General features: G+C 70.3%; 24 protein-coding genes. 15 read left to right on the top strand and 9 right to left on the bottom strand.

Translation table 11 applies throughout. The features are described 5' to 3' along the window. The first annotated feature begins 1 nt into the window (after position 1). The gene (locus tag ACFQ7C_RS11220) at positions 2–1456 is read left to right on the top strand and encodes a hypothetical protein (RefSeq protein ID WP_378900583.1); all 1455 of its coding nucleotides are present in this window, start codon (positions 2–4) and stop codon (positions 1454–1456) included. Then, a complete protein-coding gene (locus ACFQ7C_RS11215; RefSeq protein WP_378900581.1) occupies positions 1440–2255 on the top strand; it encodes a hypothetical protein in 816 nt (271 codons plus the stop codon). The genes ACFQ7C_RS11220 and ACFQ7C_RS11215 overlap by 17 nt, the downstream gene beginning before the upstream one ends. Positions 2256–2264: 9 nt before the next feature. Here ACFQ7C_RS11215 and ACFQ7C_RS11210 read toward each other — a convergent pair whose 3' ends face one another. Next, positions 2265–3023, bottom strand: coding sequence for an MBL fold metallo-hydrolase (locus ACFQ7C_RS11210; RefSeq protein WP_378900579.1), 759 nt, complete (start codon positions 3021–3023; stop codon positions 2265–2267). 83 nt (positions 3024–3106) lie between these two features. Here ACFQ7C_RS11210 and ACFQ7C_RS11205 point away from each other — a divergent pair, with 83 nt between their 5' ends. From ACFQ7C_RS11205 to ACFQ7C_RS11190, 4 genes are all read left to right on the top strand, one after another. Continuing rightward, the gene (locus ACFQ7C_RS11205; protein ID WP_378900577.1) at positions 3107–3454 is read left to right on the top strand and encodes a UBP-type zinc finger domain-containing protein; all 348 of its coding nucleotides are present in this window, start codon (positions 3107–3109) and stop codon (positions 3452–3454) included. A gap of 14 nt (positions 3455–3468) precedes the next feature. After that, positions 3469–5121 carry an FAD-dependent oxidoreductase gene (locus tag ACFQ7C_RS11200; protein ID WP_378900574.1) on the top strand — a complete coding sequence of 551 codons (1653 nt, stop codon included), beginning with the start codon at positions 3469–3471 and terminating at the stop codon, positions 5119–5121. 115 nt (positions 5122–5236) lie between these two features. Then, a complete protein-coding gene (locus tag ACFQ7C_RS11195; RefSeq protein ID WP_378900571.1) occupies positions 5237–6217 on the top strand; it encodes an aldo/keto reductase in 981 nt (326 codons plus the stop codon). Further along, complete coding sequence (locus ACFQ7C_RS11190) at positions 6217–6591, top strand: DUF2255 family protein (protein WP_378900568.1); 375 nt, start codon at positions 6217–6219, stop codon at positions 6589–6591. The genes ACFQ7C_RS11195 and ACFQ7C_RS11190 overlap by 1 nt, the downstream gene beginning before the upstream one ends. Before the next feature lie 174 nt (positions 6592–6765). Here ACFQ7C_RS11190 and ACFQ7C_RS11185 read toward each other — a convergent pair whose 3' ends face one another. After that, positions 6766–7662 (bottom strand): helix-turn-helix transcriptional regulator, encoded by an 897-nt coding sequence (locus ACFQ7C_RS11185; protein WP_378900565.1) that lies wholly within the window; start codon positions 7660–7662, stop codon positions 6766–6768. Between the two features lie 69 nt (positions 7663–7731). Further along, positions 7732–8787, bottom strand: coding sequence for a DNA polymerase IV (locus ACFQ7C_RS11180; protein ID WP_378900817.1), 1056 nt, complete (start codon positions 8785–8787; stop codon positions 7732–7734). A 258-nt stretch (positions 8788–9045) separates the two neighbouring features. Between ACFQ7C_RS11180 and ACFQ7C_RS11175 the strand changes: the two genes are divergently transcribed. After that, the gene (locus ACFQ7C_RS11175; protein WP_378900562.1) at positions 9046–9513 is read left to right on the top strand and encodes an SRPBCC family protein; all 468 of its coding nucleotides are present in this window, start codon (positions 9046–9048) and stop codon (positions 9511–9513) included. Positions 9514–9551: 38 nt separating this feature from the next. Beyond that, on the top strand, positions 9552–9890 hold the full coding sequence (locus tag ACFQ7C_RS11170; RefSeq protein WP_378900559.1) for a sugar ABC transporter ATPase: 339 nt from the start codon (positions 9552–9554) through the stop codon (positions 9888–9890). A gap of 102 nt (positions 9891–9992) precedes the next feature. On the opposite strand, the gene ACFQ7C_RS11165 is transcribed toward ACFQ7C_RS11170, so the two are convergent. Then, positions 9993–11372: a permease prefix domain 1-containing protein gene (locus tag ACFQ7C_RS11165; RefSeq protein WP_378900556.1), complete on the bottom strand. Its 1380-nt coding sequence runs from the start codon at positions 11370–11372 to the stop codon at positions 9993–9995. Positions 11373–11374: 2 nt separating this feature from the next. Next, entirely contained in the window at positions 11375–11749 is a 375-nt protein-coding gene (locus tag ACFQ7C_RS11160; protein WP_378900814.1) for a PadR family transcriptional regulator, read from the bottom strand. 167 nt (positions 11750–11916) lie between these two features. Between ACFQ7C_RS11160 and ACFQ7C_RS11155 the strand changes: the two genes are divergently transcribed. Then, positions 11917–12951: a potassium channel family protein gene (locus ACFQ7C_RS11155; protein WP_378900553.1), complete on the top strand. Its 1035-nt coding sequence runs from the start codon at positions 11917–11919 to the stop codon at positions 12949–12951. Positions 12952–12964: 13 nt separating this feature from the next. On the opposite strand, the gene ACFQ7C_RS11150 is transcribed toward ACFQ7C_RS11155, so the two are convergent. Next, the gene (locus tag ACFQ7C_RS11150; protein WP_378900550.1) at positions 12965–13975 is read right to left on the bottom strand and encodes a LacI family DNA-binding transcriptional regulator; all 1011 of its coding nucleotides are present in this window, start codon (positions 13973–13975) and stop codon (positions 12965–12967) included. Between the two features lie 164 nt (positions 13976–14139). Here ACFQ7C_RS11150 and ACFQ7C_RS11145 point away from each other — a divergent pair, with 164 nt between their 5' ends. From ACFQ7C_RS11145 to rhaS, 4 genes are all read left to right on the top strand, one after another. Then, a complete protein-coding gene (locus ACFQ7C_RS11145; protein ID WP_378900547.1) occupies positions 14140–15681 on the top strand; it encodes a sugar ABC transporter ATP-binding protein in 1542 nt (513 codons plus the stop codon). Continuing rightward, a complete protein-coding gene (locus ACFQ7C_RS11140; protein WP_378900543.1) occupies positions 15678–16721 on the top strand; it encodes an ABC transporter permease in 1044 nt (347 codons plus the stop codon). Before ACFQ7C_RS11145 ends, ACFQ7C_RS11140 begins: the two co-directional genes overlap by 4 nt. Beyond that, positions 16718–17776: an ABC transporter permease gene (locus ACFQ7C_RS11135; RefSeq protein WP_378900540.1), complete on the top strand. Its 1059-nt coding sequence runs from the start codon at positions 16718–16720 to the stop codon at positions 17774–17776. The genes ACFQ7C_RS11140 and ACFQ7C_RS11135 overlap by 4 nt, the downstream gene beginning before the upstream one ends. 61 nt (positions 17777–17837) lie before the next feature. Continuing rightward, on the top strand, positions 17838–18887 hold the full coding sequence (gene rhaS, locus ACFQ7C_RS11130; protein WP_378900537.1) for a rhamnose ABC transporter substrate-binding protein: 1050 nt from the start codon (positions 17838–17840) through the stop codon (positions 18885–18887). Positions 18888–19023: 136 nt separating this feature from the next. On the opposite strand, the gene ACFQ7C_RS11125 is transcribed toward rhaS, so the two are convergent. Continuing rightward, positions 19024–20271 (bottom strand): MFS transporter, encoded by a 1248-nt coding sequence (locus ACFQ7C_RS11125; protein WP_378900811.1) that lies wholly within the window; start codon positions 20269–20271, stop codon positions 19024–19026. 143 nt (positions 20272–20414) lie between these two features. Continuing rightward, complete coding sequence (locus ACFQ7C_RS11120) at positions 20415–21404, bottom strand: DUF5937 family protein (RefSeq protein WP_378900534.1); 990 nt, start codon at positions 21402–21404, stop codon at positions 20415–20417. A gap of 72 nt (positions 21405–21476) precedes the next feature. On the opposite strand from ACFQ7C_RS11120, the gene ACFQ7C_RS11115 reads away from it, so the two are divergent. Then, positions 21477–21863: a cupin domain-containing protein gene (locus tag ACFQ7C_RS11115; RefSeq protein ID WP_378900531.1), complete on the top strand. Its 387-nt coding sequence runs from the start codon at positions 21477–21479 to the stop codon at positions 21861–21863. An 11-nt stretch (positions 21864–21874) separates the two neighbouring features. Continuing rightward, positions 21875–22165 (top strand): DUF4287 domain-containing protein, encoded by a 291-nt coding sequence (locus tag ACFQ7C_RS11110; RefSeq protein WP_378900528.1) that lies wholly within the window; start codon positions 21875–21877, stop codon positions 22163–22165. Between the two features lie 92 nt (positions 22166–22257). Here ACFQ7C_RS11110 and ACFQ7C_RS11105 read toward each other — a convergent pair whose 3' ends face one another. Then, positions 22258–24810 carry a hypothetical protein gene (locus ACFQ7C_RS11105; protein WP_378900525.1) on the bottom strand — a complete coding sequence of 851 codons (2553 nt, stop codon included), beginning with the start codon at positions 24808–24810 and terminating at the stop codon, positions 22258–22260. Between the last annotated feature and the right edge of the window lie 87 nt (positions 24811–24897).

The raw sequence follows: 24897 nt of genomic DNA, 5'->3' as shown, positions 1-24897 counted from the left end.
CGTGGACCTCTATCCCTCCGTCGTCGAGAGCATCCGCGCTCAGCGGGCTCTCCTGGAGGCGGACCTCGTCTACTGGGCCGGGCGCGCCTCCGGAAGCGGCGACCTTCCGCAGCACACCAGTCAGGTCGCGCGGCTCCGGGAGCAGATCGCGGCCGCGCTGGCGGCGACCGTCGACGGCACTCCGGTGGCTGCCGATGCGAGGATGCCGTTCGACGGCGACGTCGACGAGCTTCCCGGGCTGCGTCGCGGAGTCGGCACCGTTCATCTCATGTGGGACTTCTTCCGCAGCAAGCTGGCGCAGCGAGACACCCCCGCCTACGCGCTTCATCTGGGTGCGGCGGACGACCTCGCCTGGTCCTGCTACAAGCCTTTCCTCGATGCTGCGCGCAGGGCCGGCACGGTCGGCGAGCAGGAGCTGAAAGAGCCCCCGCTGGTCTTCTACAGCACCGATCGCACGCCGTTCGCGCAGGCCAGGTCGAAGGCGTTCCACGCGCCGGGACTCGACGCGAAGGATCTCGACCGGGTGGTCACGGAGTTGCAGCGGATGCCGGTGCCCGTCGTCGCGATGCCGTGGGCTCTCGCCAATCGCCTCCCGGACGTCGTCTTCGTCGGGCATGAGGTCGGACACGTGATCGCCGAAGACCTCGGTTTCGGCGTCGAAGCCAAGACCGTGATCGGCGGCCTCGCCCTGAAGGACGACGACGCAGGGGAGCGAAGGGACGTCTGGCGGGCATGGAGCGACGAGATCTTCGCCGACGTGGTCGGGGTCCTTGCGACGGGGACCGCGTTCGTCATCGCGCTCGCGGGAGAACTGGCAGACGCCGTGAATGCGATCGAGCACGCGGCGATCTCCGCGGCGAAGCCCGGCGTCTACCCGACACGGTCGCTGCGCATCGCCCTCTGCGGCGGGGTGCTCGAGAGGCTCGGCGTCAAGCCCCCGCAGGAATGGGCGGAGGTGTACCGGGTGGCCGGCGACTCGGAGGCCTATGCCCAAGACGTCCCGGCGCTCGTCGAGGCCCTGCTCGAGCACGTGTGGGCGCCTGTCGAGCTTCGGCTGCCGGACGTGCTGAGCTGGAACGGGCAACTCGAGGACGAAGCCTCGGCGGTCGCCCGGTCCGTTCTCCGCAAGACGCCGGCCCCCGTGCCGTTCAACGCCCGCCTCTGGATCGCAGCGGCCGTCCAGGCGTCGGTCGAGCGCCCCGAGGAGTACGCGCGGCTCGCGCTCGACACGTCCATGGCGACTTTCATCGTGCGACGGCGTAACGACAGGACCCGCTCCGTGCGTGGGGTGGCGCCGAGCGATGCCGGCGAGCCAGTGACCGCGCGCGGTGGGGCTCACCCGCCGTCGAGCGACCAGGCGGCCGGTGAAGCGATGGCAGAACGCCTCGGGCTCAATCCATCACGCACCGAACCACGGTCGGCCAACGCAAGGAGCAGCCATGATCAGCACCAGTGACCTCGTCGCGAAGATCGAGGCACAGTCGCCTCGGGTCTCGGTGACCCGCGGTCCGCTCGGAGACGGCGCGGAGGAACGGCTCGTCGTCGAGGGGGACATCGGTCTCACCCCCGCTCAGGTGCTGCCGTACGCCGCGCGACGGATCGAGATCGCGCGCGCGCTCGAGGACGATCCCGACGCCGAGAAGCAGGGACTCCTGGGCATCGAACGCGATGGCAAGCTGCTCCGGTGGCGGCGGGGCATGACCCTTACCTACTGCGTGTGGCGGCCCTCGTTCGGCTCCGACGACGAGCACGCGGCAGCCGTCAAGGGCATGCGCGCGGCCACCTCCGACTGGTCCGCGATCTGCGGCGTCGAGTTCGAGCACGTCGCGCAGCACGACCACGCCGCCGCGCTGTCGGACGACGTCAGCTTCCCCGTCGTCCGCCAGGCGGGTGGGGGAACGTTGATCGCGATGGCGTTCTTCCCCGACGACCCTCCGCCGCAGCGGTTCGTCTCGGTCTTCGACGGCTTCTTCAGCTCCCAGCCGAACGCCTTCGATCCGATCGGAGTGATGCGCCACGAGCTGGGTCACGTGCTCGGGTTCCGGCACGAGCACATCCGTCCCGAGGCACCGGATCTGTTCGACCCGGAGTCGCTGGATCACACCATGGCGATCACGGATTACGACCCCACCTCCGTCATGCACTATGTCGCTGCGGGGGTCGGAGACCCGAAGCTCCGGTTCACCGAGCGGGACAAGGCGGGGGCTCGGCTCGTGTACGGCGGACCGGATTCGGAGTTCACGTTCGCCGATTGACCGGCGCGATCACGCGCCGGCGGCGACCATCTGCCGCAGGTGCTCGTACTCCTCCGCCATTCCCGGGTTGGCGAGGCGCGGGTCGCTCGGCACGCGCCCGGCGATGACGTCGTCGAGGTAGCGGCGGTCGGCGTCGAGGCGCGCCACGGGGTGTGCGCCAGGAGTGCCGTGCCCCGGGATCACCAGCGCCGCCTCTGAAACGAACGGCTCCAGGAGGTCGAGCGCCGCCACATATGCCGGCAGGTCGTCGGGGTAGAAGGGGAGGGGCAGCTCGACGTCGCTCAGCATGTCGCCCGCGATCAGCACCTTCTGTTCGGGCAGCCACACCGCGGTGTGGCCCGGCGCGTGGCCGTCGTGCACCAGCAGCTCTGGGGCGAAGCCGCGAGGAAGCGACGGGGGCGGGATCGCAGCATCCGTGCCCTCGACACGCCCCATCAGATCGACCAGCGCGTCCGGGAAGGCTTCGCCCAGCCCGGCGATGAGAGCCGGGCGCTCGTCGTGCGCGAGCGCAGCCGTCGCAACCGAGGCCCAGCGCGGAGCCGCACCGAAGCGCGGGTGCCACAGCAGGTGGTCGTGGTGGGCGTGGGTGGCGAAGCCGCCGATGACGCGGAGCCCGCGCGCGTCCAGTTCGTCGGCGAGGGCGTCGAGCTCGTCGGGCAGCCACGCCGGATCGATGAGCAGCGCCTCGCCGTCACGGCACAGCACGGTCGACGTCGTGGACATGACGCGGCTCGTGGCGACGAGCACGCCGTCCGCGACCTCGATCATCGCCGCTCACTCTAGCGGCCCGACTCCCGCCGCGGGCGCGTTAGCATCGCACCGACGGAACGCGTGCGACGAGAGGCAGGCGGATGAGCCTGAGCGAGATCGACCCCACCGTGCCGCCCTCGGGTGAGGGCTGCGCCGACTGCGATGACGTCGGCGGATGGTGGGTGCACCTGCGGCGCTGCGCGGTGTGCGGCGATGTGCGGTGCTGCGACACCTCGCCCGCTCAGCACGCCACCGCCCACTTCCGCGCGACGGGTCACCGGTACGTCCGCAGCTTCGAGCCGGGCGAGGAGTGGTTCTGGGACTACGTGGCCGAGGACTACGTCGACGGGCCGCGGCTCTCGCCGCCCGAGTCGCGTCCCGACACGCAGCCGTCGCCGGGGCCGGAAGGCCGGGTTCCGGCCGACTGGCGGGAGCTGATCCACCGCTGAGGAAGGGAACTGCGATGGGCAACGCGAAGATGACGCAGCGCGAGTTCGAGCGCATGATGAAGCCCGCGCTCACGGATGACCAGTGGAAGCGCCTGCTGTCGTTCGGCGAACCGCAGGACGTCGCGCCGGGCGAGTACCTGTTCCAGGCGGGCGACCTCGACTACGACCTGATCCTGGTCGACACCGGCGAGCTCGAGATCGTCCGCGTCGCCTTCGGCTGGGTGGGCGAGACCCACGTCGGCACGATGGGGCCGCGCAGCTTCGTCGGCGAGCTCGGCCTCCTCAACGGACAGGGCGCGTTCCTGTCGGCACGGGCGACGAAGGCGGGACGGATGCTGCGGGTCAGCCGATCGCGCCTCAGGGTGCTGATGGCCGAAGACGACGAACTGTGCGACATCATCCTGCACGCGCTCTGGGCGCGGCGTGAGATCCTCCGCACCGGACCCGCCGCGCTGACCCTCAAGCTCGTCGGCCCCCGCTCCTCCCGCGAGTTCCTGTCGCTCCGCCGCTTCGCCGAGCGGGTCGACCTCGTGCACAAGGCCATCGAGCTGGAGCCCGGAGACCTCTGGACCCTCGGCGAGCACGGCATCGGTCTCGATGATCTGCCCGTCGCCTTCATCCAGGGCGAGCCGGTGAAGAACGCGACGCCCGGCATGGTCGCCGAGCGGCTCGGGCTGAGCTACCAGGGCCGCGCCGACGAGGTCGTCGACCTGGTCGTCGTGGGCGGCGGACCGGCCGGACTCGCCGCCGCCATCTACGGGGCTTCCGAGGGGCTGAGCACCGTGCTGCTGGACGCGGTCGCACCGGGCGGCCAGGCCGCTGCGACGTCGCGCATCGAGAACTTCCTGGGCTTCCCGTTCGGCGTCAGCGGCGGCGACCTCATCGGCCAGGCGTCGCTCCAGGCTCTCAAGTTCGGCGTGCGCGTGTACGCACCGTGCGAGGCGGCGGATCTTCGCCCGGCGGGGAGAGACCTCGACGTCACCCTCACCGACGGCCGCGTCATCCGCGCGCGCACGGCGATCGTCACCTCGGGGGCCGCGTACCGCACGCTCGACCTCGACAGGTGGAACGAGTTCGAGGGCGCCGGCATCTACTACGCCGCCACGCCGCTGGAGCTCCGGCAGGTGTTCGAGTCTCCGGTGGTCGTCGTCGGCGGGGCCAACTCCGCCGGGCAGGCGTCGCTGTACCTCGCCGCGAACGGATGCCCCGTGCACCTCGTCGTGCGCGGCTCCGATCTCGGCAGCCGCATGTCGTCGTACCTCGTGGACCGGCTGCTCGAAGACCCGCGGATCGACGTGCACACGCAGTCGCGAGTCACCGCCCTCGGCGGTGCGTCGACGCTCGAGAGCGTCAGCATCGACTCGATCGGCGATGTGGCGGCGCGCGGACTGTTCTGCTTCATCGGAGCGGAGCCCGCGACCTCCTGGCTCGCCGAGCTCGATCGCGACGCGGACGGGTTCCTGCGCACCGGCACCGATGTGTCGGTGCAGTCGCTGGAGCGATGGTCGGCGCTGGGGCGCGAACCGCTGCCGTTCGAGACGTCCGTGCCCCGGATCTTCGCCGCCGGAGACGTCCGCCGGGGCTCGATGAAGCGCGTCGCCGCCGCGGTGGGAGAGGGCTCCAGCGCGGTGGCATCCGTGCACCGCGCGCTCGCCGACATCCGCTGAACCCTTCACGAGGGGTTCTCCCGGTACCTGTCACACCGGGGTCTCCCGCGCGCAGGCTGTGGGGAGTGGGATGGAGGATGCCGCGAGCGAGCGCTCTGCGGCGCGAGGAGGAACCATGCACACCAGGCAGCTCGGGCAGGGTCTCGAGGTCTCGGCGATCGGCATCGGCGCGATGGGCATGTCGATGAGCTACGGCCCGAACCCCGGTGACCGCGACGACATGATCGGCGTGCTGCGCTACGCGGTGGACCAGGGCGTCACGTTCATCGACACCGCCGAGGTGTACGGCCCGTACGACAACGAGGTGCTCGTCGGCGAGGCGATCGCCCCGATGCGCGACTGTGTGGTCGTCGCGACCAAGTTCGGCTGGGACATCGTCGACGGGACGATGCGCGGCACCGACTCGCGCCCGGAGCAGATCCGGCGGGTCGCGGACGCGTCGCTCCAGCGCCTCGGCGTCGACGCGATCGACCTGTTCTATCAGCACCGGGTCGACCCGGCCGTGCCCATCGAAGACGTCGCGGGCGCCGTGGGCGAGCTCGTCGCCGCGGGCAAGGTGAAGCACTTCGGTCTCTCCGAAGCCGGTGCGGCGACGATTCGTCGCGCGCACGCGGTGTTCCCCGTGACGGCGGTCCAGAGCGAGTACTCGCTGTGGACTCGCGACCCCGAGGCCGAGGTGCTGCCGACGTGCATCGAGCTCGGCGTCGGTTTCGTGCCGTTCAGCCCTCTGGGCAAGGGATTCCTGACGGGCACTGTGGCGGCGGACGCCACCTTCGGGCCGGGCGAGTTCCGGGCGACCACCCCGCGCTTCCAGCCCGACAACCTCCGCGCGAACCAGGCGATCGTCGACGGCGTGCGCGAGGTGGCCGCGGCACGCGGGGCGACGCCCGGCCAGGTGGCCCTCGCGTGGCTGCTGTCGAGGCATCCGTCCATCGTCCCGATCCCGGGAACCCGTCGACGGGAGCGCGTCGACGAGAACGCCGGCGCCACCGCCGTGGCGCTGTCGGCCGACGACACCGCGCGGCTCGACACGCTCGCCGCCGCCGTCGCGGGCAACCGCTACAACGACGCCGGCATGGCGATGGTCGGGCTCTGATGACCGCGTGGAACGAGGCGGAGCTGCGCCGCATCGGCGCGGCGACCGAGCTGCGCATCTCGTCGCGGCGGCCGGACGGGACGCTGCGTCCCGCCGTCACGATCTGGCACGCGGCATTCGGAGACGCGCTCTATGTGCGGTCGGCGCACGGGCCCGAGAACGGGTGGTTCCGCCGCGCGGTGCGGTCCGGCACCGGCCGTGTGACGGCGGGCGGGGTCGAGAAGGACGTCACCTTCGAGCTGGCGGATCCCGCGGTGAAGGCGGAACTCGACGCCGCGCTGCACGCCAAGTACGACCGCTACGGGGCGGCGTACGTCCGGCCCATCACGGGAACGGATGCCGCGACCACGACACTGCGGGTCATGCCGGTGTGACCGCGCCCCGAACGGCTGCTCACCTGTCACGAAGTGCTGGTCCGCCCGGCACATCGTGACAGGTGAGCACTATTCCGCGGTGCGGAAGGCATCGAGCCAGGGCGTTTCGGCCGAGACCGGGGACGTCGTACCCGGTCTCGGCGCGAGTCCCTTGACTCGAGGAGGGCGCTTCGGTCAGCGGGCCGCCGCGGCGGTGGCGGTCCTGTCGTAGGCGGCGAACTCTGCGGCCTGCGTCGCGGCCCACGACGCCAGGAGCTTCAGCGCATCGGCCGAGGCGGAGTTCGCGGGGGCCGTGTACACGTTGAGCACCAGGCCGGGTTCGCTCGGCAGGTCCATCGACTCGTAGTTCAGCTCGAGGTCGCCGATCACCGGGTGGTGCAGACGCTTGAGACCGCTGCGGTGGAACTTGACGTCGCGCGACGCCCAGCGCTCGCGGAACAGCTCGCTCTGCGTCGACAGCTCGCCGACGAGCCGGATGAGGTCGGGGTCGTGCGGGTTGCGCCCGGCCTCCATGCGCAGCATCGCCGCGGAGTCGTGGGTGATCTGGTCGTAGTCTCGCCAGAACTCGCGGGCGGCCGGGTTGAGGTAGGCGAACCGGGTGGTGTTGACGGGCCGGCGCGGGTCGTCGAACACGGGGGAGTACAGGGCCCGGGCGAGCAGGTTGGCGGCGAGGATGTCGTGGCGCCCGTTGCGCACCCACGCGGGCGCCTCGGTGAACGCCTCCAGCACCTGCTGCACGGCCGGCCGCACCGTCGCCGACGGCTGGCGCGCGGGCCTGCGGCCGGGACCGGCGGCGCGTGCGAGGTCGAACAGGTACTCGCGCTCGGCCTCGTCGAGCTGCAGCGTGCGGGCGACGGCGTCGAGCACGCCCTCGGACGCGCCGGCGAGATTGCCGCGCTCGAGGCGCACGTAGTAGTCGACGGAGACGCCGGCGAGCATCGCCACCTCCTCGCGGCGGAGCCCGGCGACCCGGCGGTTGCCGCCGTACACGGGCAGTCCCGCCTGCGCGGGGGTGAGCCGGGCGCGACGGGAGCTCAGGAACTCCTTCACCTCGGCGCGGATGTCAGCCATGACTCCACGCTACGTCGGGCGGGGCGGGGCTGACAGGCTCTGCGAGTGCCCGTCAGTGGCTGGCGTCGGTCACCAGCCGCCGCGGGTCGGCGTGTGGCCCTCGCGGGCGTCGTCGGGCATCGCCATCTCGGCGCGCACGCCGAGGAGGCGGATGGGCCGGCCGGGCTCGATCTTCGCGACGAGCTCCATCGTGCGGGCCAGCACGATCTCGCGGTCGGACGTCGACGGGATCTTCTTCGTGAACGTCTTGGTGAGAAACGGCGCGTAGCGCACCTTCAGACCGAGCCCGACCACGGGCCGGTCGTCGGCGGCCACCTCGTCGAGCACCTCTCGGAGCAGTCGGCGCGCGGCGTCCTCGATCTCGGACGGCGCGACGATGTCGACCTGGAACGTGGTCTCCTTGCTGTGGCCGCGGGGGACCCAAGGCGTGTCGTCGACGACGTTCGACCCGTCGCCGCGGCCGAGCTGGCGGTACCAGAGACCCATCTTGGGCCCGAACTCGCGGGTCAGGGCATCCGCGTCGGCGACAGCGAGCTCCGACACCGTCTCGATGCCCAGCAGTGCGAGCCGCTTCGAGATCTTCGAGCCCACACCCCACAGGGCGATCGTGGGACGGTGGCCCATGACCTCGAGCCAGTTCTCGGCGGTGAGGTGGAAGGTGCCCCGCGGCTTGCCGAAATCGGTGGCGTTCTTCGCCCGCACGAGGTTGTCGCCGATGCCCACGCTGCAATGCAGTCGGGTGCGTTCGAGCACGTCGTGCTGCAGCCTCCGGGCATAGCCTTCGGGGTCGTCGGTCTCGACTCCGACGAACGCCTCGTCCCACCCGAGCACCTGCACCACGGCTCCCGGCTGTGCGCGCAGCGTCGCCATGACCGCCTCGGACGCTGCGAGGTACAGCGGCGCGTCGACGGGCAGGATCACGGCATCCGGGATCTTCCGCGCGGCGATGCGCAGCGGCATCCCCGACCCGACACCGAACTCGCGCGCCTCGTACGAGGCTGTGGAGACGACCGCGCGTTCGGTCGGGTCGCCCCGGCCGCCGACGATGACCGGCTTGCCCGCGAGCTCGGGATTGCGCAGGATCTCGACCGCGGCGATGAACTGGTCGAGGTCGACGTGGAGCACCCAGCGCCGGGGCGCGGCGGTGTCGTTCACGATCCCGCCTCTCGCGTCCGGCGCATGACACGAGACTAGGCGTCGTCGCCGACACCGCGCATCCGCCCCCGGTGCCGTCAAGGGCTGACCCGCCTCGACACGGAACGGGACGGATGCTGCGGGCCGCAGCATCCGTCTCCCGTACCGGCCGCGCCTCCAGGCGTCAACCCCCGTGCGGCCGGCGGGAGGTGCTCCGTAGCGTGGCTGTTCCCGATGAGAGGAGCCGTCATGGCAACCAGCACGGTGACAGCAGAGACCGACGTGGACGCCCCGATCCGCGCGGTGTACGACCAGTGGACCCAGTTCGAGGAGTTCCCGCGGTTCATGTCCGCGGTGGAGCGCATCGACCAGCTCGGCGATCGGCGCCAGCACTGGGTCGTGAAGGTCGGCGGGGTCGAGCGCGAGTTCGACGCCACGATCACGGACCAGGTGCCCGACGACCACATCGCGTGGGCGAGTCAGGGCGAGGCCGTCCACAGCGGGCGGGTGAGCTTCCGCTCGCTCGGCGACCGCACCAAGGTTGCTCTCGAGATGACCTGGACGCCCGAGACCTTCACCGAGAAGACCGGCGCGGCGCTCGGCATCGACGAGCACGCGGTGAAGAAGGACCTCGAGCGGTTCAAGGACTTCATCGAGGAGCGCGGCCGCGAGACCGGGGGCTGGCGCGGCGAGATCCACGGCGACACGGCGCCCTGAGCGGCCGGACCGCCGAGAGATCGACGAGAGGAACCACGATGTCTGACAACCTCCCCGCCGACATCCCGCCGGCGCCCGACGGGCAGGTCGGGGTGCAGCCCCTGCGCGATCGAGACACGTCGATCGAGCCCGATCCCACGCGCGATCCCGCCCAGGTCGACTGGGACCGCACGAACGCGCGCGACGCCGGGATCTCGGTCGAGGACGGTGCGACCGCGACCGGCGACGACCCGGCCCACCTGCCGTCCGACGACGACGACGTGCCCCGGTCGGACCTCCCGCCGGAAGGTGCGCAGCCCGAGACGCAGGGTCTGCCGCCTGAGCTGGCGGAGCAGGGCGAGACGGGGCAGGGCGACCTCGCCCCCGAGGACTACTGACCCGGGGGCGAAGACTCCACGCATCCGGGGAACGACGCGTGGAGGGGTGGACGGATGCTGCCGCCCGGCGGGTCACGCCGGGTCGCAGCATCCGTGTCCCGTCTACACGTACGAGAACAACGGCGGGAAGACGACCACCACGATCGCGGCCCACGCGAGGTAGACCGGGATGAAGCCGGTCTGCCACCGCTCGAGGCGTTCGAACGGTGCGCGCTGCATCGCGAACCGCAGCTGCAGCCACGCCGCGCCTGCGAGGTTCGCGAACAGGATGACGTTGAGCCCGAGCGATGCCAGCTTGTTGGGACTCGCGCCCCACTCGGCGATGCGACCGATCATCGCGACGAGCACCATGATGTCGACGACGAGCGCGGCGACGACCATGAGCAGCTGCATCCGGTCGAACCACGAGGGCGGCGCCAGCGGATCGCGCGCCGACAGGGCGTAGAGCAGCAGGCCGACGACGACGACGAGCACGATGTCGAAGAGGATCAGCAGGTCGCGCTGACCGAACATCTCGGTGGTCGTGCCGTCGATGAGGTTGCCCTGTACGAAGCCCGCGACGATGAAGGCGAGCAGCAGCAGCGTGAACAGCGGGGTGAAGAGCTTCGTGAGCACCGGGGCGATGTTCTCGATGACGCTCTGCTTCGCCTCGACGAGCCAGGCCGCGACGATGATGGCGCCCGCGAGGCCGCACGGCACCATGACCTCCTCGACGAACCAGCCCGCGTCGAGGCCGATCGCCTCGAACACCCCCATGGTGAGTGCGACGAGCACACCGCCGCCGAGGGCGATGAGCGCGAGGTACACGACCCACTCGCCGGTGAAGCGGATGAAGTCCATGCGCGCCCGGCTGGAGCGCACGCGCCCGTCCACGTAGGCGATCCCCGTGACGATCCAGAGGGCCACGGCGACATGGGTGGCGGCCAGCGTCAGCGTGGCGCCGTCCGGCGCGAACGGGTAGACCGCCATCACGACGGCCGCGGCGAGGAACGGCACCGCCACGACCGCGATCGTCGGGACCGCGGCCTTGCGGCGCACCAGGAAGTACGCCGCGAGGAAGGGCAGCACCAGCAGGGCGAAGAAGCGGGCGTAGAAGGAGGCGTCCTCGCCGAACTGCATGCCGAACAGGGCCGGGACCTTCACCGCTAATGCGGCGCCCGCCGCGAGCCCGACCGCGAGCAGCAATCCGCCGCCGGTGCGCGGGGCGCGCGGCTCGTCCTGGAACATCAGCTGCTTCCACAGCCGCTCGGAGTGCTCGCGCGCGAACTCGCGGGAGAGGTCGTCGAGCCCGCCGAGGCGCTTGACCGCGACGAGGAACGCTTCGTCGCCGTCGAGCCCGGACGCCTCGAGGCGATCGATCTGGCCGCGCAGGTGGTCTTCGAGCTCGTCGACGTCGCGGCCGTCGATCGCCTCGGGGCGCGAGACGTACGCGCGCCACGTCGAGATCTGGTCTTCGATGCGGGGGTCGAGGTCTTCGGTCATCGTCACGCCCCTCCGAAAGCCGGGACGCCGGCGAAGTCGGTGCCGCCGTCGCGATCAGACCACACGCGCTGCAGCGCCCGGCTCACGACGGCCCACTGCTGCCGCTGCTCGGCGAACGCCGCGCGCCCGGTCTGGCTGAGCCGGTAATGCTTGCGGGGCCGGCCGCTCGGCGAGGCGCCCCACGACGACTCCACATGCCCGAGGCGCTCGAGCCGGTGCAGCAGCGGATACAGCATGCCGTCACTCCATTCGAGCTCTCCGCCCGACAGCTCGCCCACCCGCTGCAGGATCGCGTAGCCGTACGACTCACCCTCCGCGAGGATGCCGAGCACCATCGGCGTCGCCGCGGCGGCGACCAGGTCTTTGCCGATCTTCACGTCGTCCTCCATGCCTAGAAGTTCTAGGTACATAGAAGTACAAGTTACCTAGAACCGCAAGGTACACGGAGTGATGTCGCGTGGTGCTCGCCCCGCGGGCGGGGGTGCGAGCACAATGGGGCCACGACCGGATCGCGTCCGGCGCCGTCCGACCCGAGGAGCCCGCCATGGCCCGTTCCCTCTCCGAGATCCGCGAGCGGTCCCGCGCGCGTGCGAAGGCCCGTGCCGAGGCTCGCTCCGAGCTCAAGAACACGGCGTACGAGATCTTCATCGGCGCGCTGTCGATCCTGTCGATCCTCAACCTCGTGCTGGTGTACGTGGTGCAGGGCGACAGCGCGCTCGAGCTCGTCCTCTCGGTCATGAACGCCCTGTTCAGCGCGATCTTCCTGGGCGACTTCATCTACCGCATCTCGACCGCGCCGAAGGCGTCCCGCTACTTCTTCCGGGGCTTCGGCTGGGCGGACCTGCTGGCGAGCCTGCCGTTCCCGCAGTTCAAGATCCTGAGGCTGTTCCGCCTGCTGCGGGTCTTCCGCCTCCTGCGTGAACTCGGCCCGCGGACGGTGTGGACCACCCTCGTCCACGACCGCGCGAACAGCGCCCTGATGACGCTGCTGCTCATGGGCATCCTCGTGCTGCAGTTCGGCAGCATCTCGATCCTCTATGTCGAGGAGGACGCCGACGGCGCCAACATCACGACGGCCTCCGACGCGCTCTGGTACACGATCGTCACGATCTCGACCGTCGGCTACGGCGACCAGTACCCGGTGACCAACGCCGGCCGCATGATCGGCACCCTCATCATCGTCGTCGGCGTCGGCATCTTCGGTACCTTCACCGGTTACCTCGCGAATCTCTTCCTCGGCCCCCGCAAGGCTGCGGAAGACGGGGAGACGGATGCTGAGACCCCCACGCCGACGGTCGACTCTGCCGCCGCGCCGGCCGAGGCGGCGCAGCCGTCGATGGCCGATCACGCGGCGAAGGGGGTTGCGGCGGGAGCGGTGGCCGGGGCCGTGAAGGCGGGCGCGGCCGTGGGGAACGGGCCCGGAGCGCCGATCGCCGGAACGCCGGAGTCGCCGGGTCTCGAGCCCGAGGTCCGCGAGACCGAGCCTGAGGACACGGTCGAGCGCCTCCGCGTGCTGCTCGCCCAGTCCGAGGAGGCCATGGCCGAGATGCGCCGGCTCCTCGCCGACGCCACCCGTTAGTCGCTCAGCGGACTCAGCGCGGGCGCGTCGAAGCGCGCACCACGAGCTCGGGAGGGAAGACGGTCTGGCGGGCGATGCTGTCGGGATCAGCGGCCTCCTCGAGCACGATCCGCAGCGCGGTGCGGCCGATCATGCGGCTGGGCTGACGGATCGACGACAGCGGCACCGCGGCCGCGGACGCGAACGAGATGTCGTCGAACCCGATGATCGCGATGTCGTCGGGTACCAGCATCCGGCCGTCCACGACGAGCGACTGCAGCAGGCCCAGGGCCAGCAGGTCATTCGCGGCGAAGAGCGCGTCGGGCCATTCCCGGCGAGGGCGGGAGATGATGCGGGTGCCTGCCGCCACGCCCTCCTCGACCGTCATCGCCGCGGTCGCGACGACTTCGAGGTCGACGTGGCTGCCCGCGTTCTCGGCGGCGACCCGCGCCCCGGCGAGCCGGTCGTTGACCTGCCGGATATCGAAGGGGCCGCCCACGAACGCGATGCGGCGGCGGCCGCCCTCGATGAGGTGCTCGACGGCGAGGCGGCCGCCGGCGACGCTGTCGACCGATACCGACGAGAACCGGCCGTCGCCGCTGAAGCGGTCGACCAGCACCGCGGCGATGCCGCGTTCCTTCAGGCGTCGGAGCCGCGGGGTCACATCGCCGTACGGAGCGATCAGCAGTCCGCGCACCTGCTGCTCTTCGAACAGGTCGAGGTAGAGGCGCTCGCGGCGGTGGTCCTCGTCGGTGTTGCCGTAGAGGATGGCGATGCCGTGACGCGTGGCCTCGTCCTCCGCGCCGCGCACGACGTCGTTGTAGAAGGGGTTCTGGCCGTCGAGGACGACGAATCCCACGGTCGTGCTGACTCCGGCACGCAGTTTGCGTGCGGCGTCGTTGCGCACGTAGCCGAGTTCTTCGATCGCGCGGGTCACGCGGTCGGCTGACTCCGCCGACACCTCGCCTGGACGATTCAGGACGTTCGACACCGTGCCGACCGAGACCCCCGCGCGCTGCGCGACATCACGGATACTCACCGGCACGTTTCGTCTCCACTTCGTCGTCGGACTGGTCCGGGTCACGATTCGGTCACCGTCGACGAGCGACTTGACCGGGATGACCGTCGAACTTTAGAGTAGCCTGAACTTCACCTGAATCGATTCAGGAACCTTCAGATTCTTCAGATCACCTCGATGAGGAGGATGCCGTGGCAGCCGATGTCGCACCCGCCGCGCCACCCGCGCCCGATTCCCGCCCTGCGCTCGAGCTGCGTCGCGTGGTCAAGTCCTTCGGGCCTGTCGTTGCACTGCGCTCCGGCAGCCTGACCCTCGAACGGGGATCCATCCATGCCTTGATCGGCGAGAACGGCGCCGGCAAGTCGACGCTCGTCAAGATCGTCGCCGGGCTCTACCGCCGCGACGCCGGAGAGTTCCTGCTCGACGGCGAGTCGGTCGACTTCACGAGCACGGCGCAGTCGAAGGCTGCGGGCATCGCGGTCATCTACCAGGAGCCGACGCTGTTCCCCGACCTGTCGGTGACGGAGAACATCTTCATGGGGCGTCAGCCCACGAACCGGGTCGGCCGGATCGATCGTCGGGCGATGCGCACCGAGGCAGTGGAGATCTTCCAGCGGCTGGGTGTCGCGCTCGACCCCGACCGGGTCACCGAGGGCCTGTCCATCGCCGACCAGCAGATCATCGAGATCGCGAAGGCGATCTCGCTCGACGCCCGCGTTCTCATCATGGACGAACCCACTGCGGCGCTGTCGGGTGTCGAAGTGGAGCGGCTGTTCGCTGTGGCGCGGAGCCTGCGCGACGAAGGCCGGGCGCTGCTGTTCATCTCGCACCGCTTCGACGAGGTGTTCGCGCTGTGCGACACCGTCACGGTGATGCGCGACGGCTCGTACATCGACACCACGCCGATCGCCGAGACGACTGTCGACGAGCTGGTCCGCCAGATGGTGGGGCGCGATGTCACCGAGCTGTTCCCGAAGCTGCCGTCCGAGGTGGGGGAGACGGTCCTGGAGGTGCGGGGTCTTACCCGCAAGGGCGTGTTCCGCGAAGTCTCGTTCGACCTGCGTGCCGGCGAGATCGTCGGACTGGCGGGTCTCGTCGGCGCCGGCCGCTCCGAGGTGGCTCGTGCGGTGTTCGGCGTCGATGCGTACGAGTCCGGGAGTGTGAAGCTGCTCGGCACGACCCTTCCCAAGGGCAACCCGCGGCTGGCGACGACCCGAGGCCTGGCCCTCGTGCCCGAGGATCGCCGTAAGCAGGGCCTGGTGCTCGACGACGGGGTCTCGCGCAACATCACCCTCGCGATCCGCTCGAAGCTTGCCAAGTGGGGCCTCATCTGGGGCGGGCTCGAGAACGCGGCCGCGAAACTGTGGGCCAGCCGTCTCGAGGTGAAGACCGCGGCATTGGACGCCGAGACCGGCACGCTGTCGGGTGGCAATCAGCAGAAGGTAGTGCTCGGCAAGTGGCTCGCCACCGAGCCGACCGTGCTGATCGTCGACGAGCCGACCCGCGGCATCGACGTCGGCACGAAGGCCGAGGTGCACCGCCTGCTCAGCCAGCTCGCGCAGCAGGGCAAGGCGATCCTGATGATCTCGTCCGAACTTCCGGAGGTGCTCGGCATGGCCGACCGTGTCCTGGTCATGCGCGAAGGTCGCCTCACCGGTGAGTTCTCGCGCGAGGCGGCGACGCCCGAAGCGGTCATGTTCGCAGCGACCGCGGATGCGGAGGCGGCAGCATGACCACCACGACGACCCCGCGCCCGGTCGCCCCGGGCAGCAGCAGCGCCGCCAAGCTGGTCCGCCACCTCGCGACGGCGCGCGAGACCGGCATCCTGATCGCACTGCTCGTCGTCGTCGTCGCCGCGACGATCGCGAACCCCACCTTCCTGTTCTCCTCCGACGGGTTCCGCGACCTGCTGCTGACCCCGTCGCTGTTGCTGCTGGTCGCGGTCGGGTCGGCCGTCGTGATCATCACGCGCAACGTGGACCTGTCGGTCGGCTCGATCGTCGGGCTGTCGGCTTACCTGACCGGGCGGCTGTTCATCGACGTCCCCGGCATCCCGATCATCGGCGTCTTCGTCGGCGGTGTGCTGCTGGGCGGTCTGCTCGGCGCGATCAACGGCGCGCTCGTCGCGTTCGCCCGCGTCCCCGCCCTCGTGATCACGTTGGGCACGATGTACATCTACCGCGGCATCAACGTCGCATGGACCGGCAGCGACCGCATCAACGCGTCCGACCTGCCCCGCGACTTCCGCGGTCTCGGCACCGACTCGATCCTCGGCATCCCGATCCTCACGATCATCGCCATTGTCGTGCTCGTCGCCGCCGCCTGGTATCTGCGCAACATGCGCGGCGGCCGCGAGTTCTACGCGATCGGGTCCGATCCCGCCGCCGCGCACCTGTACGGCCTGAAGGTGAACCGCCGCGTCATCACCGCGTTCGTGGTCTCGGGTGCTCTGTCAGGCCTGGCCGGGGTGCTGTACGCCGCACGCTACGGCACGGTGAGTTCGGCCGCCGGATTCGGGTGGGAGCTCCAGGCGATCGGTGCGGCCGTGATCGGCGGTGTCGCGATCTCCGGCGGTGTCGGCACGGTCTGGGGTGCGGCGATCGGCGCGTTCCTGCTGCTCACCATCAACCGGGCGCTGCCGATCCTCGGCATCGACGACTTCTGGCAGCGGGCAGTGGTAGGCGGACTGATCCTCGGCGCCATCGTGCTGGACCGCGTGCTCGCCGTCCGCCAGCACCGACGACTCATCGCACAACGGGAGGAGACGAGATGACCACGATGACGGATGCCGCACCGACGCGCGTGTATAAGGCTCACACCCGTCCAGCCTGGCGGCGTGTGCTCATCACCCGGGAAGCCGCGATCATCGGCATCCTGATCCTCGTGATCGTGGTGGCGCTCGCGACCGTGCGCAACTTCGACAGCCCCCTGACGGTCACCTACCTGCTGCGCGACATCGCGCCCATCCTGCTGATCGCCCTGCCGATGACGCTCATCATCATCACGGAGGAGATCGACCTGTCGGTCGCCTCGATCGTGGGTCTGTCGAGCGTGATGACGGGCATCCTGACGCAAGCCGGCCTGCCGTTCCCGGCCGCGGCGCTCATCGCCATCCTCGTCGGCACTCTGGCGGGCTTCGTCAACGGATTCCTGATCACCGTGGTGGGGCTGCCGTCGCTGGCGGTCACCATCGGCACCCTGGCCCTGTTCCGCGGCATCGCGGTGGGACTTCTGGGCACCACGGCGATCACGGAGTTCCCCGAGGAGTGGACCGACCTCGCCAAGGCGAACATCCCCGGCACCCCGATCCCGATGATCATGGTCCCGTTCCTGGTCCTCGCGATCATCTTCGCCGTGGTGCTGCACTTCACCCCGTTCGGCCGTTCGCTGTACGCGATCGGGCTCAACAAGGAGGCGGCGGCCTTCTCGGGCATCGATGTCGGGCGCACGAAGTTCCTGCTGTTCGTCGTCTCCGGCGCGGTCTCGGGATTCGCCGGCGTGTACTTCACGCTGCTGTATTCCAACGCCCGCGGCGACAACGCGATGGGCATGGAGCTGCAGGTCATCGCCGCCGTCCTCCTCGGAGGAGTGTCGATCTTCGGCGGCCGCGGCGCGCTGCACGGCGTCATCGCCGGCGTGCTGCTGATCGGCGTGCTCGGTTCGGCGCTGCGCCTGGCGGGCGTCACCAGCGACGTCATCAACATCATCACGGGAGTGCTCCTCATCGTCTCCGTGGTGTCCTCCAGCCTCCTCGCCTGGCTGCAGCGTCGACGCGCCGCCGCCATCGGGAAGAGAAAAGGGCGGGGCGAGACGGTCGACGTCTCGTGACCGCATCCATCAACAACACGCAGCCCTGCACCAGCACCTGCATCTAGGAAGGGAAACAACGATGTTCGGACTTCAGCGCAAGGGCCGGATGGCCCTCGCGGCCGCCGCCCTCACGGTGGGTGTCGCGCTGGTCGCGACCGGCTGCTCGGGAGGCGGCGGCGACGGCGGCTCCGGCGACGGGGGCGACGGCGGAGACGCCAACCTGTCGATCACGATGCTGCCGAAGAACCTCGGCAACCCGTACTTCGACACCTCCACGGCCGGAGCCGAGGAGGCGGCCGAGGAATTCGGCGGCACCATCGACGAGGTGGGACCCTCCGAGGCCAGCCCCACCTCGCAGGTGCAGTACATCCAGACCGCGGCCCAGCAGGGCGCCGGCGGCCTGATCGTCTCGGCCAACGACCCCGAAGCGATCTGCGACGCTCTGAACGAGGCCCGAGACGCCGGCGTGAAGGTGGTCACGTTCGACTCCGACACCAACGCGGACTGCCGCGACCTGTATGTCAACCAGGCCACCGCGGAGGGTATCGCGAAGGTGCAGGTCGACCTGATCGCCGAGCAGATCGGCGACGCCGGCCAGATCGCGATCCTGTCGGCCTCGGCCAACGCGACGAACCAGAACGCGTGGATCGAGACGATGGAGGAGCTGCTCGCCAGCGACCACCCGAACATCGAGCTGGTCGAGATCGCATACGGCGACGACGACGACCAGACCTCGTTCGACAAGACCGCGGCGCTGCTGCAGACGTACCCGGAGCTGAAGGGCATCATCTCGCCGACCACGGTGGGCATCGCTGCCGCGGCCCGGTACCTGTCGACTTCGGAGTACAAGGGCAAGGTCGCGCTGACCGGCCTTGGCACCCCGAACCAGATGCGCGAGTACGTCGAGGACGGCACCGTCACCGCGTTCGCACTGTGGAACCCGGCCGACCTCGGCTACCTCGCAGCGTGGGCCACCCAGGCCCTCATCACGGGTGAGATCACCGGTGAAGAAGGAGACACGTTCGAGGCCGGCAAGCTCGGCGACTACGAGGTCGGCGCTGACGGCGTCGTGCTGCTCGGTGAGCCCTACGTGTTCGACGCGGACAATATCGGCGACTTCGACTTCTGAGCCGCCACCCACCCGGAACGCCCGGCCCCGCTCATGCGGGACCGGGCGTTCTCCGTCGCGCCGGAGTCGATGAGCTCATTAGGGTGACGCGATACGACGTATCGGAAGAGTCATGCCGCGTGCCGTGACGCGGAAGTCAGTGGCGGGAGGCGAGCGCGTTCCAGAGGCCCGCGCCGAGCACGACGGACGCGGCGAGCAGCGGCGCGACGAGCGCGGTGCCGGCTCCGGCGGCGTCGGCGACGAGACCCGTGAGAGCGGATGCTGCGGACTGACCCACGACGATGGCTGAGCCGAGCATCGTCATCACCGTGGCGGAGCGGCCGCGGGGACTGAAGGCCGCCGCGAGGCTGTACTGCGTGACGAGGGTGGGCCCGATGCCGACGCCGATCACGAGAAGGCAGATCGAGATCGCACCGACGCTTCCGACGAACGGCAGGGCGATCGTTCCCGCGACGAGGATCGAGGCGAAGGTCAGCCAGCGGGCGCGCAGCGTGAAGCGCGCCGGGAACAGCGCGACGCCCAGCGCGAGCGCCGCCGAGCCGATGCCCATCGCGCCGTAGACGAGCCCGGCCTGCTCGGGCACCCCGCGCTCGGCCATGAACGCCGTGAGCGAGGTGAGCATCGCGCCGAAGAAGAGGCCCATGCCCAGCGCGCCGACCACGGGCGCGAGCACGCGCGGTCGGAACAGCTCGCGGACGGGTGCCTGGGCGGGCCGGCCGGAACCGGCGGAATCGGTGACGGTCTGCGCGGTGGGGTGGAGGGCGAACGCGCTCACGAAGACGAGTCCGAGCACGGCGGCGCCGATCACCGGCGCGGCCGGGTTGAGCGTCGTGGCGAGCAGGCCCACGATCACGGGGCCGAAGACGAACACGATCTCGTCCGCCGCGGACTCGTAGGCCATCGCGCCGTTCACGACCGGCGTGCGGCGCTCCTTCGGATACGCGCGGCCGATGATGCCGACGAGGCGGCTGCGCGAGAGCGGCGCGACCTGGGGCATGGTCGCGCCGATGAAGAACGCGACCGCGAGGAGCGCAGCATCCGGAACCGGTGCGAAAGCCAGCCATGCCATCGTCGCGAGCATCGCGCTGTTGGCCGCGCCCGCGATCAGCAGCACGCGGCGCTGACCGAAGCGGTCGGCCGCGGCGCCGAGGAGAGGGCCGACGAGCGCGGTGCCCAGACCGGTCATGGCGCTGGTCGCGCCGCCGAGCGCGAGCGAGCCGCGCGCCGAGACGACGAGGGTGAGGATGCCGACCACCATCATGGCGAACGGCAGGCGCGCGATCAGCGCGACGGGGAAGTAGGCGTATCCGGCTTCGCGGATGAGGCTCGGCCGCCGGACGGCGGCGCGCGCAGCGGTGTCGGTGTCGACGAGTGTCGTGTGCATCTTTCTCCTGGCCATGCGCCGAGGGTCGGCGGCTGCTGGTGCCGCCTTGTGCGCAGCCGGGGCCGCAGACAGGTAGATGCACATCGAAATGGGCACGGCCAGTCTACCGTGGCCCACCTGGGCAAGGCCTGGCCGGAGTCTGATCAGAGGACGGCGCCGACCATCGCCTCACCGAGGGGCGTGCGGCGGTGCAGCACCCGGGCGCCGTCGCGGGTGCTGGCGACGAGGCCGGCGTCGCGCAGCACGGTCAGGTGGTGCGAGGCGGTCGAGAGCGCGAGGGCGGTGTCGCGGGCGACCTGCGAGGTCGTCCGCGGCTCGTGCGCGTCGAGCAGGATGCGGGCGCGGGCGGGACCGATCAGGGCGCCGAGCGCGGACGTCACGTCGGCGGGATCGCGCGCCCACGTCGCGGTCACGCCCTGCGCCGGGTAGAAGAGCGTGGGCTGCGCGGGCGGTTCGGTGAGGACGAAGCATCCCGTCGCGCCCATCACCGACGGCACGAGCACGAGTCCGCTGCCGCGGCAGTCGACGACCTCGCTCCAGATGCGCATGGTGACGCGCACCGCGCCGTCCGACCACTCGACGCGGTCGTGCAGGCCCCGGATCATCGCGCCGATGCCGCTCTCGGCGATGCGACGCGACCGCACGGCGATGTCCGCCCGCAGCAGTCGCTCGAGCTGCGTCCACACCGGGGCGACGCCGGCGTTCCAGACCGACAGCCACGCTTCGGCGATCATCGCGCGGGCGCGGCCGGGCTGCTCGAGCATCCGCTGCACCGCCGCGCGTCGGGCGCCCTCGCTGCGCACGAGCACCTTGTTCATGTCGACCTCGAAGCGCGCGTCGTCGATCGCGCGCAGCCGCTCTGCCTCGGCCTCGGGCGTCAGCTCCCACGTCGGGGTGGTGGTGAGGAAGTCGGGGAAGTAGCCCTCGTCGCGGATCAGCAGCGCGAGCACGTCGAAGTCGTCGCGCGGGATCGCGCCGCGGGTCGCCCGCATCCATCCCCACTGCAGCGGGTACTCGTCCGGACGGAGCATCGCGCGCACCGCGTGGCAGAGCTCGTGGCCGGGCGAGATCCCGAACCGTATCGCGGTGAGGTCGTCCGGCGCGAGCTGGAAGTCGACGAACTTTCGATCCACATCGAAACTATACGGTCCGCAGGCGTGGACGACGAGGGTGGGATCACACAGACCGACAGGACGGAGCACCCCATGAGCATCGCGATCCCGGCCATCGTCCCGGCCGCCGACACCCGCGTCGGCACCGGGACCCTGCGTCGCTTCATCGGCGTCGAGCACGGCGCCGGTGTGTCGTACTTCTTCGTCGACAACGAGCCCGGGCAGGGCCCCGACATCCACCGCCACCCCTATCCCGAGACCTGGGTCCTGCTCGAAGGCGAGGCGCGCATCACGATCGACGGCGAGACGCTCCACGCGGTCGCCGGAGACACGGCGACGGCGCCCGCGGGGGCGTGGCACGGCTTCAAGAACTGCGGCACCGGTCGGCTGCGGGTGCTGTGCATCCACGCCTCCGACCGCATCGTCCAGGAGTGGCAGGATGCTCCTGGAGTGCTCGACATCCCGACCACCGGCAGCTGAGGAGAACACGCATGTCGTTCCAGGCATACCTCGACAACATCGAGACGAAGACCGGCCTCACGCCACGTCAGCTCATCGAGAAGGCGCACGAGAAGGGCTTCGACGCGAACACCAAGGCGGCCCCGATCGTCGAGTGGCTCGCGGCCGACTACGGACTCGGCCGCGGCCACGCGATGGCTCTCGTGCACGTGATCACGAAGGGTCCGCAGATCAGCGACAAGCACGTCGGCACCGACACCACTCACTCCGACCCGTCGAACACGCTGTGGCTCGACGGCAGGGCGACGAACCCGAACCCGTGAACGACAGCGGCCGGCGGCGCGCGCATGGCGTCGCCCCGCCGGCCGCCGTCGGTTCCGGTGGATCGGCCGGGCCGACCCACCGGAACCGACCGTCACTCGAGCGTGAACATCACCTCGGTGGCGTTGCCCGCCGTGTCGGACACCACGAGCACGTTCTCGCCGAGCTGCGCGCCGCGCTCGCCTGCCCGGATGCGATCCACGTCGCTCTTGCTTCCCGTGGACTCCTGGACGACGCCGTTCAGCGTGATCGAGGCGATGCGATCGTTGTCGCGGATCCGGAAGCTCACCGCCGTGTAGGTCCCGTCGTGGCCGGTCGTGAAGGCGGCGCCCTTCTTGACCTTCACGGTCGGGGCGGTGCCGTCGACCGAGAACGCGAACGTGGTGGTCGTCGACACGTTGCCGGCCTCGTCCGTCGCGGAGTACCGCACGGTGTAGTCGCCATCGGCGAGACCGGTGACAGTCGCCGTGTGGGAGGCCGCCATGGCGCCGTCCACCTCGGTCCGGGTGCTCTTGATGAGCTTGCCGCCCTTGTAGACGTCGGCGACGATCCGCGCGAGCCCGGCGTCGTCGGTCGCGTCGACCTGGATCGACACGGCGTTGAGCGGCCCCGCGGCTGCGGGCGAGACCAGGACCGTGTTGGGAGCCGAGGTGTCCGGCGCCCACAGCGCCACGAGCTCGATCGACGTCGTCCCCGCGGGGACCGTCCATTCAGCCGGCAGCGGCTCGGTGGATCCCGCCAGCGCCCACCCGGCGAATCGTTCGCCGGCGCGGGACCAGTCGTCCCCGGCGACATCCGTGATGGAGGGCAGTCCGAAGCCCTGTGCCGGTGCGTCGACGGTCGCCGAGTCGTCGCCCGACGAGAGGGAGACCTTCACCGGCACGAGGTAGGCGGACGTGCCCTGCGCGGTGGTGCGGGTCGTGTCCTCGAGCATCCAGCGGGTGCCGGCCGCGGCATCCGTCAGCGTCATCGACACGCCCGAGCCTGCGCGGCCGTCGAGCACCAGCGAACGCCCGTTGGCCCGGTTCACGAGGTGCCCGTCGTACGCGTTCGTCGCGGTGGCGGCGTCGGCCGCGAACGTCCACGTCTGGCGCGGGTCGGACGCGTCGCGCGTGACCCCGCGATACGCGACCTCGGTGTCGGAGACGGCGGTCAGCACCCCGCTGCCGTCCGAGGCGCTGATCACGAACCCGCCGCCCTCGTAGGCGACCTTCCACACGCCGCCGCCCCAGCGGAACCAGATGACCATGTCGCGAGACGGGTGGCCGGGGTCGCCGGCGTAGCGGTCGATCTGGTACTCCGAGCCCAGGCTGGCGGTCACGATCCGGAAGATGTCCGCGCCGTAGTCGACATCCGTCGCGTCCACGCGAGCCGGCTGCGCGGGCTCCTGGCGGAAGTCGCCGTGATGGATGTCGGGGCCGGGGACGTCCCACGGCGCAGGCATCGCGACGTCGTCGGGGTAGATCGATGCGAAGAAGGCGTACGAGACGGGGTCGTACTCCTTGAGCTCCGCGCGCGTGTTGATGGGGCTGCGCACGCCGTCGCTCCAGTCCGGCTTCTCGGCCATGTTGTCGAACCAGATGGCCGACAGCGTCGCGAAGAACTCGTCGCGGTTGGACATCGCGTAGGTGTTCGGCCACCGGCCGGTCGTGTAGGCGTTCTCGTACGCGGCGAAGAAGGCGTCGGAGAGCGTCTGGTCGGCCTGCTCCTCGATGCCGACCGACAGCACGGCGTGACCGAACTCGTGCACGAGGATGTTCTCGTTCGGATAGGCCGTGTTGAGGAACGCGTTGGCGTCGCCGCGCGTGCGCAGCACGTTGCGCTCCGAGATCGACGACACGCAGTTGTTCCACATATTGCCGCCGTAGCCCTCGACGTCGTACATCGTGGGGTTGTAGCCGCCGCGGTGCTCCGGAACGAGGTAGGCGTTCTCGAGCGAGCCGTAGACCGCGAGGGAGCATCCGTTCGCGGCCATGGTGTCCGCGATGCCCGTGCCGCTGCCGGCGAGCTGCGCGTCGACCTGCGCGGCGGCCTTCGTCAGGGTGGCCGCGGCGACGCGCTCGCCGGCCTTGACCTCGATGCCCGCGGCGGTCATGAGCGACTGCGTGTAGTAGTCCAGCTTGGGCACGCCGGTGTAGGTCGCCGTCTTGGCGGCCTTTCCGGTGGCGTCCGCGATCGCAGCACCGTTGATCTCGAGGGTGAGGGGCAGGCTCGGGTCGATGGTGCCGGTGTAGGCGATGCTCGACAGGTGGAGGTCTTCGGGCAGGCGCGCCATGCTGTTCGCCGCCGTCGCGGCGATCTGCTTGTTGTCCTTGTCGAAGAAGATCGTGTCGGTGCCGCCCTGCGCCGGCTTCGCCTTGAGAGAGATGGTCCGGTCGCCGTTGCGCAGCGTGATGTTGCCGGGGCTCACCGCCGCGTTCTCGTCGACGTAGCGGTCCCAGTAGATCTCGAGGTATCTCGCCTCGTTGATGACCCGGACCTCGGTCACCTGGGGCCCGTCGTAGCCCGAGTCGATCTGCACCGTGCCGTCGGCGCCGACCGCCACATCGCCGTCGGCCGCGACGGCGGGGCCGGTCCATGCCAGCGCCGAGGCGACGACGAGGCCGCCGACGGTCAGGCCGCCGACGAGGGTTCTCCTGCGTTTCATCTGCTCACTCCGTTGATCTCTGCCGGGCGACGACGCTCGCAGAACAGCCGGAACTTCAGGGGTGGAGCGTCGTCGCATCTCACATTC

Source organism: Microbacterium sp. NPDC056569 (assembly GCF_042793475.1).
Taxonomy (GTDB): Bacteria; Actinomycetota; Actinomycetes; order Actinomycetales; family Microbacteriaceae; genus Microbacterium.
This window is presented reverse-complemented; position numbering and strand designations above follow the sequence as displayed.